Raw genomic sequence first — 9,346 nt, 5'->3', positions numbered from 1 at the left:
CATAATAGTTTCTAAAAACAATTCAGTTTTAACGCAGGGGCGCAAAGGGGCAAGGACGCCAAATTTTCAATTATTTCCTTGCGACTTCGCTTCGTGGCGCCTTTGCGTTGTATTTGTCATCATTTTAGTCGCTGGCGATCGTCAAAAAGTAACACCAGCCTCAAGTTGAGCAATCTGCTCCTGGCAGGCGGTGATGGCGCGATAAAAACGCACCTTTGCCGCGCCCAGTTGGATGCCCAGACGTTCGGCGACATCCTGAAAGGGCAGCCCCTCGGCGAGGCGCAGCAGAATAATCTCGCGGTGACTCTCTGGCAGGGCGCGCATAGCCTGGCGCAAGAGCAACTCATCGGCTTTATCGCCAAAGGGATTCGCCCCGGCGACGTGATCGGCCTTTTCGAATTCGACCTGTTCCACCTGGCGCTCACCCTTACGGTAATAATCGGCTACGCGCCGTTTGACAATGCGGTACAACCAGGTTGAAAACTTTGAACCGCCGCGGAAACCGCTCAACGAGCGCGCCACCGAGATAAAAATCTCCTGGGTAACATCTTCAACATCACTCTCCGGCACCAGCGCATACACGCGGCGATAGACCTTGGTGAGATAGTGATCATAAAGTTCACCAAAAGCGGCCTGATCGCCCTGCTGGGCTTTTTCGATGAGTTTTTCTTCGTGTTCAGGAGTCCACATTGTTAAAAACTTCTACCACGGAGACACGGAATTCACGGAGATATTTTGAAACACAGAGAGACACTCTCCACATACAAGAAATCTCTGCGCGCTCTGTGTCTCTGCGGTGAAACTATAAATTTCCTATAAAGCGTATCCCGGCCCACAGCGACGCGCCGATAGCGATCACAGTCCAGGCCAGGGAGAGAAATCCAAAGATCGTATAGATTTTATCATCTTGTGAGAAGGATTCGCCGCCGAAGAGCTTTTTCCATAACCCGCGGCGGATGAAACCAAAGGCGCGGTCGCGCAGCATGGGCATTTCAAGCCAATCCATCAGGATGTAATAGCCATCCCAACGCAGCAGCGGATTGAGATTGACAAAAGAGAGCAAGATGCAGGAAAACGCAAATTGGAACAGCCACCCGGACCAGGCCGGGGAGGGGACGAGAAAAATGAGCAAGCTGCTTAGTCCCCCGAGGGATAACCCCGCGTATGGCCCCGCCCACGAAACCAGCATCCGCGGCTTGCGCGGTTCCATCCAAATGTCACCGGTATCGACGAAAAACGCGGGCATCCCCAAATAGAACATAAACCCGGCGCGGCGCACCTGACGGCCATAATGCTTGACCGTGAAGGCATGGGCGGCTTCGTGCAGCAGGATAGCGCAAAATTGCGCCAGATACAGGCCAATCAGCCCCGGGGTTAGCTCCCCATTAGCGCCGCGTAGCAGCGAAAAATTGCCGTTGAGAGCATGATAGCCAAACGCTCCTAATCCTGCCAGCGTGACCAATGCCATCAACACCTGCGCCACGCGGGTATAAAGCAAAAAAATACCACCGGCATAAAATTGCGCCAGCAGGCCATCAATATTGTGAATTGAAAAGGTAGTCTGTGTGAAAGCGCGCACCAGTTTTTGCCACATCCGCCGGGCGCGCCCTTGCCCCAACGAACGCGCCGTCTGTTGGTAAATATCGCCGCGGGCGGCAATCAAAAATCCGTTGGCTTCCAATTGCCCCAAAAATTCGAGCAACCCTTCCGGAGCCAGGGCACGGTATTCAGCATAATAGGCCACCGCCAGATCGCGCAGGCTGTGCGCCCCGTCCATCAAATTCCACAAGAATACCTGCCTTGCGGTCAACCGTAAATATGCGCCGGAGCGCGTATTCTTGAGCACAAAATAATCTTCCCCGGCGGCGGTCTGCAACGCTTTGAGCGCCCAGCCCAAACGCCGCGCCGGCTTACGCAGCGACACATCCCCAACCTGCGCGGCCGCGCTCCACAGGCTGGCTTCGGGCGGCACAACCGCCAAGGTTTCATCGCCAACCAGCGCCCAGATACCCATGCCGTGCCGCGCGGCGAGCGGTATTTGCGCCAACGCTTGCCACAGGTTGCGACGCGGGCGGATGATTAAAGTTTCGTCGTTAAGTTCATGCCATATATCCCCCACACGGCGATTCTCGATGAGCAGCGTTTCGCCTTCCAACGCGCCCCACAAGCCACCGGGACGCTCGGCCAGCGCGGCCCAAATCCCCAGCCCCGCGGGGGCGCGATCCACTTCGAGTTGAAGCCAAACGTTCACGCTGGCTCCAGCCGGAAGATGATCGTCTCGGCGCCGAAGACCAGCTCATCGCCATCTTTCAGCGTGGACGGGGCTTCCAGGCGCGTGGCGTTGAGTAGCGTTCCGTTAGCGCTGCCCAGGTCGCGCAGTACAAATTCGTCGCCGCGGCGCTCAATTTCAGCATGGGGGCGCGAAACCGCCCGGTCGGGCAGGCACACATCCCAGCCCTGGTTGCGCCCGATAACCGTTTTCGCTTTATCTAATTCGATGCGCAAGCCATCGGGGATTTCAAGATAAGCTTTGAGGTTGGATTCGGGGACAACCAACGTGGAGCGTGGATCAACCTCAGAGGCTGCTGCCAACTCGAACAGGAGTCTGACAGGCCCGATTTGGAGTTGGTCGCCATCTTCGAGCGGACGCGCATCCCCCAGCATTTCCCCGTTTAAATAGGTCCCATTAAAACTGCCTAAATCCGAGACGAGATGGGCTTCACCATCAAAGTAGATTTCGCTATGCTGGCGGGAGATGCGCTCGTCAAGCAGGGCGATCTCACAATCGCGCCCACGCCCGATGATGGTGATATCGTTGGCAAGTTCCAGCGTATGCGACTCGCCTGCCGGAAACTCCCAGCTTATGCGCGCTCCCGTCATCTGTCCTCCGTCTTCAGTCTAAATAGGGCGTTTCGAGGGGTTCGGGTTGCGGCTTGCACTGCCCGCAGAAAACGGCATCAGCGACGACCAGCGACTTGAGCACTTTTTTGCTCTGGCTGGGGTACACGCTGACGATATAGTTCATGGTTTGGGCGTGAGCTTTGCACACGGCACGCCCGCAAAAACGACACACGCCGCGGGCTTCAGTTTCACATTGCCAACATTTCATTATTTGCTCCTGGTTGTTTTGAGTATAGAGCAATCTGAGGGATTGGTCAAATGATTAACGCAAAGTCGCCAGGATATAAAGACGCAAAGAAAAAATGTTAAAACTTTGCGTCGCCGCGTCTCATTGCGCCCTGGCGTTAAGTTTAACCTTGATGAATTTCAATACCATCTGAAGTTCATCCACACGCAAAACGAGCAATAGCAGGGCATAGATTGCCCCGCCGATGATGATTCCTGCGCCGCCAAGCAGCCAGGCAGAGCGCCCGCTGAAAAAAGCCAGCCAGCCCCACAGGAAAAGGCCCATCCCGACAGCGGCGATACCCGCTTGCAACGCGCCCTGCCAGACGCGCCCGCCTTGCAGGCCGTTCAAGCGGCGGCGCATCAGAAAGAACAGGCCAACGGTCTCGAGGGCGGTCGCCAGTGAATTTGCCAGCGCCAGCCCGCCGTGGGGCATCCAGCCGATGCGCCTAAAAAGCGCGGCAAAGGCAAAACTAAAAACCACGTTCAAACTCATGGCGATGATGCCCACTGTGACAGGAGTTTTGGTATCGTGCAAAGCGTAGAAGGCGCGCGCCAGAATTTCCATCACGGAATGACCAACCAGCCCGGCGGCATACCACAATAGCGCCCAGGATACCAGCTCGCGCGAATGGGCAGTGAATTCGCCGCGCTGGTAGAGAATGGTGATAATCGGGCCGCGCAGTAAAATCAGCCCCACGGCGGCAGGGATGGAAAGCAGCAGCACACCGCGCAAACTGGCCGCCAGCGAACCGCGCACTTCATCGAGTTGGCCGCGCGAGTATTGCGCCGCCAGGGTAGGCATAGCCGCCGTGGCAATCGATTGAGCAATGGCGGCCTGCGGCATCAGCATCAAAATGAAGGCAAACGCCAGGCCGGTGACGCTGCCCTCCGGCATCGTTGATGCCAGACGAATATTAACCCAGAAGTTCAATTGCACCACGGCCACACCCAGCAGGCGCGGCCCCATCAGGCGCATGACTTCGCGCACGGGAGCCATTCTCAGGCCCAAGGTCAGTGTGTATGTGCCGCGCCGCTTAAGCAAGGTAGGGATTTGCAATAGCAGATGCGCCGCCGCTCCCAGCACTACGCCCCAGGCCAAACCATCAACGCCAATGCGCGGGGAGAGCACCAGCACACCGAAGATCATGCCGATCTGGTACATCGAGGGGGTCAGAGCGGGAACAAAAAATATCTGATGCGAGTTGAGGATGCCCATCACCAACCCGCTGAGGCCAAAGATGGCCGCCGAGGGCAACATCAGCCGCATGAGGTGAATGGCGAGGGCTTCCTGAGCAGGGTCAGCGGCGAAACCGGGGGCGAGAATATAACGCACAACCTGGGGGGCGAAAATGGCGGTGAGGATGCTCAGCGCGCTGAGCACAATCAGCACCCAATTGCCTACCGCGGAGGCCAGTTGCCAGGCTTCGTCGCGGCGCTTTTTGGTTAGCAAATCGGTAAACAGGGGAATGAACGCCGACCCCAACGCGCCACCAGCAACCAGATTAAAGAGCGTCTCGGCAACGCGGTTGGCCGCGTTGAAAGCATCCATCTCTGGGCTAGTGCCAAAGGCATTGGCGACAAAAATTTGACGCAACAAACCCGCCAACTGGCTGAAAACAAAAGCCGCCATGACCAACCCGGCGGCGCGGGCGATCTGGCGGTTGGCGGAGGCTGGAGCGGTTTCGACATTGCTCATGGGCGAGATTATATCATTCCTCCATCACCACCAGGCCATCTTCCCGGGGGGAGGCGTGTCAAGCGGAGCGAGACGGGGTGAGGGTAGCTATGCTATAATCGCGCCGATTCTTTTCAAATGTAAAAAATTCAACGCAATGACGCAAAGGGGCAAGGCGCAAAGACAATAAAGAAAATCTTTGCGTCTCCGCGTCTTGGCGACTTTGCGTTAAAAACAATATCTAACAGAGGAATCTATGTTTAAACGCATTGTCCAAGCCATTGGCGGGGATCCACAGAAAAAACAAATTGACGCTTACAAGCAGATTGTCGAGCAAATTAACGCGCTAGAGCCAGAATACGAGGCTCTCAGCGAAGCCGAACTGAGTAATAAGACCAACGAATTTCGCGTGCGTCTGGCACAGGGCGAAATCCTGGATGATTTACTCTTCGAGGCATATGCTGTTGTGCGTGAGGCCAGCAAGAAAACGATTGGCCTACGGCATTATGATGTGCAGATGGTCGGCGGGATTTCGATGCACCAGGGCACAGTGGCTGAGATGCGCACCGGGGAGGGAAAAACCCTTACCGCGACGTTGCCGATTTATCTGAATGCCCTCGAGTTGAATCCGCTTTGGCAGCAGCAAGCCACCCAAAAGTGGGGCGCCGATCCTGCCATTTGGCAGTTTACCCCTCTCGATGGAATCCCGGTTGGGCGCGGGGTTCATCTGATCACGGTCAACGATTATCTGGCCCGGCGTGATGCACGCTGGATGGCGCCGATTTACGCCCTGCTGGGCATGAGCATAGGCGTGCTGCAAATGGCCTCGCGCACCGAACATGGCCGCAAAGCTTTTATGGTCGATCTTGAAAAATCTTCGCCACACGAAGACCAGCATCAACTCGAAATGGTCATGCGCGAAGAAGCCTACGCCGCCGACATCACCTACGGCACCAACAACGAGTTTGGCTTCGACTATCTGCGTGACAATATGAAGATGACATTGGCCGAGCGTGTGCAGCGCGGGCATTATTTTGCCATCATTGATGAGGTGGATAATGTGCTCATCGACGAAGCGCGCACGCCGCTGATTATTTCCGGGCCATCGCATGAAGATAGCGACAACTACGAGCGCATGGCGCGCGTGGTGCGGCAGCTCAACCCCGAAGACTACGACATCAGTGAACGCGACCGCAATATTTCAATGACACAAATCGGCGAAACGCATGTGGAGCAAATTTTGGGTCTGGCGCTGCGCGATCCGGACCGCCCCGAAGATATCACCCCCGAACAGGCGCGCCTGATGGGTTATTTGCAGCAAGCCCTGAATGCCGAATATATCTACAAGCGCAACAAGGATTATGTTGTGCAGGCGCGCAAGGTGATTATTGTAGACCACTTCACCGGGCGGCTAATGCCCGGACGGCGCTGGTCGGACGGTCTGCATCAGGCGGTGGAGGCCAAAGAGGGCGTGCCGGTAGAAAGCGAGAATATCACCTACGCCACCATCACCATTCAGAACTATTTCCGAATGTACGAAAAACTCTCCGGTATGACTGGAACCGCCGTAACCGAGGCCGAAGAGTTCAGCACGATCTACGATCTGGAAGCGCTGGCGATGCCCTCCAATATGGATTACGAAGCCGCCCGCGAAGATTCGATTTTTGAAACCTTGCAAGACCGCGACGAATACAACTATAAATACACCTATTACGCCTATGTCTCCGACCCCGAGCGCAAGCAAGCCTTCTGGAAACGCAAAGATTACCCCGATGTGATCTACCGCACTGAAGATGCCAAATTGCGCGCCCTTGTGCAAGAAGTCATCACGTATCACGTCATCGGGCGGCCCATTTTGCTGGGCACAACTTCAGTGGACCTATCAGAGCGCATTTCAGCGCGTTTACAGGGTGCGCTGGTGCGCAAGCTGACGCAAACCCTGCTGATTCGCGATATCTGGTTTGAACAAACTGGCAACGTCGAAGATGGCCGCCAGATTCAGGCATTAATGCCGCTCAACCAACCCCTGAACGCACTTAAAACCCACGATATGCGCCAGGTGGTCAAAGAATCTTCGCTAGATATGTCGTTGACACCGAATGACGATAAAAATTTACCGCGCTTGCTGCGCATCTTTGGCCTGAAGGTAGAGCACGCCGACCGTCTGACTACGGTGTTGCAGGCTGGTATCCCCCATGAGGTGCTCAACGCCCGCAAGCACACCGAAGAGAGTCAGATCATCGCCGGAGCAGGGGCTTTTGGCGCAGTGACGATTGCCACCAATATGGCTGGGCGTGGTGTCGACATCAAATTGGGTGGTGAAATCGCCGAAGAAATCCTGGCCTCGGTCAACCGCGTACTCAAGCGCAACGGCTACGACGAACCCTACGATATGACCGAAGAAGCGCGTCTGGCCGCGCTGGAACCCCTCAGCGAAACCGACTTCGGCATTTACGGCACTGAAATTGAATATTTCAAAAAGTATATGGATGAGAAAAAGCGCGTGCGCGATCTCGGCGGTCTGCACGTCGTTGGTTCAGAGCGTCACGAAGCCCGGCGCATCGACAACCAGTTGCGCGGCCGCGCCGCCCGTCAGGGCGACCCTGGCTCTTCGCGCTTCTATCTCTCGCTGGAAGATGAATTAATGATCCGTTTCGGCGGGCAGCAAATGGAAGGGATGCTGGAACGGCTGAATATTGATGAAGCCATGCCAATCACCAATCAGCTCGTCAGCCGCATTGTCGAACAGGCCCAATCTCGCGTAGAGGGGGCCAACTTCGATGTGCGTAAGCACCTGCTGGAATATGATGATGTGCTCAACACGCAGCGCGAAAAAATCTACGCCCAGCGCGACCGCATTCTCACGAAAGATGATCTCAGCGAAGATGTTACCGGGATGCTGCGCGAAGAAATTCAGCGCCGTGTGCCCGAAGCCCTCAACGACGAAGAAGGCCCGTGGAAACTGCTCTCCTGGCTGGAACAAATTCAACCCTCGATTCCACTCACAACAGGCATTTTCCCATCTTATACGCTGAAACTTTTATGCGATAGTTTAGGCCCCGCGCAACATTCCCCCGAGGCAACCCAACCCGCGCTGCTCGATCTCGCCCGGCGCGCCATCCAGGCCGAGGAAGCGCATCTGCTGCATACAGTAGATGAATTGCTGGAAAGCAATCAGATCAGTATGCAAACCCTGATTGACGAGCGCCTGGAATTGCTGGATATATTCATCGATGGGCTGGGCCTGGAAGATGAAACCGATACCCGCAGCCCGCAGCAATTGGCGCAAGAACTGGCCGAAATGTTGCGCATCCCCGTACAGATTGCCCCCGATCTCGCCCGCCAACTGCGCGATAACCCCGATGCGGTCAGCGATCAGCTCTACAAAGCCGTGCAAGAAGTTATTCAGGCGCTGACGATCACGCGCCTGATCGGTGCGGTGGAGCGCGTACTCAAAGATTCACTCGGCGTTAGCCCCAACGATCTAAGCGGCAAAACCTGGGATCAACTCGCCGAACAGATTATGGATGCTATCCAGAAAATCTATCGCGAACGCCTGAGTACCTATATCGGTGATGAAGCCAGCCCGGGGCTGATCGCCCGCGATCTGCAAACTAACCTGGCGAGATATACCGGTGGGCAACTCACCGAGAAAGATTTGCTCGGCCTGATTCTGGCGATGCCGCAAGGCCGCCGTCAGGCTTTCGACAAGAAAACGCACAAACGCATCTGGCAGGGCACCACGCGGCTGACGTATATCCACGCGGCAGCCGGGGAGTTGGAACACCGTTCCCCCGAGGAAATTACAAGCGCGGTGCTGGCTCATCTCGAAGGAGCGCAGGCCGCTATTCGGGCAGAATGGGGCCAGAGTGAAATTTCACGTTTGGGGGAGGCTACCCTCACAGAGCTGAGTCCCGAATCTCGCTCCGGGGTGATGCAACGTCTCGGGGCAGAATCCTTCACCGCGGTGGAGGCGCAGCCAATCAGCAGCATCGCTGAAGACATCCTGCCCCAAATTGCTGACGAGTTAGGCCGCCAATCCCTGACGATTATCTACCGTGAATTGCTTTTGAGTGTGATTTCTAACCTGTGGATTGAATACCTGACCGAGATGGAAGCGCTGCGTGTGGCGATTGGACTAGAGGCTTACGCGCAACGCGATCCGCTGGTGCAGTATAAAACGCGTGCTTTTGAAATGTTCACCAATTTGCTGCGCGATATGCGCATGAGCATGGTCACGCGCATGTTTACCTTTAGGCCCCGTAATATGAGCGATGTGCAGGCCAGCATGCAAAAAGCCCCCGAAACACCAGCAGCAGCGCCGCAATCGCCGTCCACGCAAGAACCTGCTAACAGCAAGAAAAAGAAACGCCGCCGCCGGAGATAGGCCAAATCAAATATTCGGCCAAAGAGCAGAGCCGCAGCAATATTGCTGCGGCTCTGCTCTTTGGCGTTTCTGCACAGAAGGCGCTTTGATAGTTTTTAGTCTAAGTACACCGTAAACTAAGTAATATTGAATTTCTGATTTTCAGATTGAACCTT

6 protein-coding genes are annotated in these 9,346 nt (G+C 55.6%); 1 reads left to right on the top strand and 5 read right to left on the bottom strand.

Annotated features, from left to right (window positions below; all coding sequences use genetic code 11):
* Positions 1 to 141: 141 nt before the first annotated feature.
* The 5 genes from HN413_07615 to murJ all read right to left on the bottom strand — a co-directional run bounded on the left by HN413_07615 (position 142) and on the right by murJ (position 4,825).
* Positions 142 to 690, bottom strand: a complete 549-nt coding sequence (locus HN413_07615) for a sigma-70 family RNA polymerase sigma factor (protein ID MBT3390263.1) — start codon at positions 688 to 690, stop codon at positions 142 to 144.
* A gap of 112 nt (positions 691 to 802) precedes the next feature.
* A complete protein-coding gene (locus HN413_07610) occupies positions 803 to 2,251 on the bottom strand; it encodes a hypothetical protein (GenBank protein ID MBT3390262.1) in 1,449 nt (482 codons plus the stop codon).
* Positions 2,248 to 2,664, bottom strand: coding sequence for an FHA domain-containing protein (locus HN413_07605; GenBank protein MBT3390261.1), 417 nt, complete (start codon positions 2,662 to 2,664; stop codon positions 2,248 to 2,250). Before HN413_07605 ends, HN413_07610 begins: the two co-directional genes overlap by 4 nt.
* Before the next feature lie 229 nt (positions 2,665 to 2,893).
* Entirely contained in the window at positions 2,894 to 3,109 is a 216-nt protein-coding gene (locus HN413_07600; GenBank protein MBT3390260.1) for a DUF2180 family protein, read from the bottom strand.
* A gap of 120 nt (positions 3,110 to 3,229) precedes the next feature.
* Positions 3,230 to 4,825 carry a murein biosynthesis integral membrane protein MurJ gene (murJ, locus tag HN413_07595; protein ID MBT3390259.1) on the bottom strand — a complete coding sequence of 532 codons (1,596 nt, stop codon included), beginning with the start codon at positions 4,823 to 4,825 and terminating at the stop codon, positions 3,230 to 3,232.
* Between the two features lie 235 nt (positions 4,826 to 5,060).
* Here murJ and HN413_07590 point away from each other — a divergent pair, with 235 nt between their 5' ends.
* On the top strand, positions 5,061 to 9,191 hold the full coding sequence (locus tag HN413_07590) for a hypothetical protein (protein MBT3390258.1): 4,131 nt from the start codon (positions 5,061 to 5,063) through the stop codon (positions 9,189 to 9,191).
* The last annotated feature ends 155 nt before the right edge of the window (positions 9,192 to 9,346 follow it).

The sequence above is a fragment of the Chloroflexota bacterium genome, from assembly GCA_018648225.1.
Classification (GTDB): Bacteria; Chloroflexota; Anaerolineae; order Anaerolineales; family UBA11858; genus NIOZ-UU35.
The sequence above is the reverse complement of the archived record's forward strand: the minus strand, read 5'-3'. Positions and strand labels throughout refer to the sequence as shown.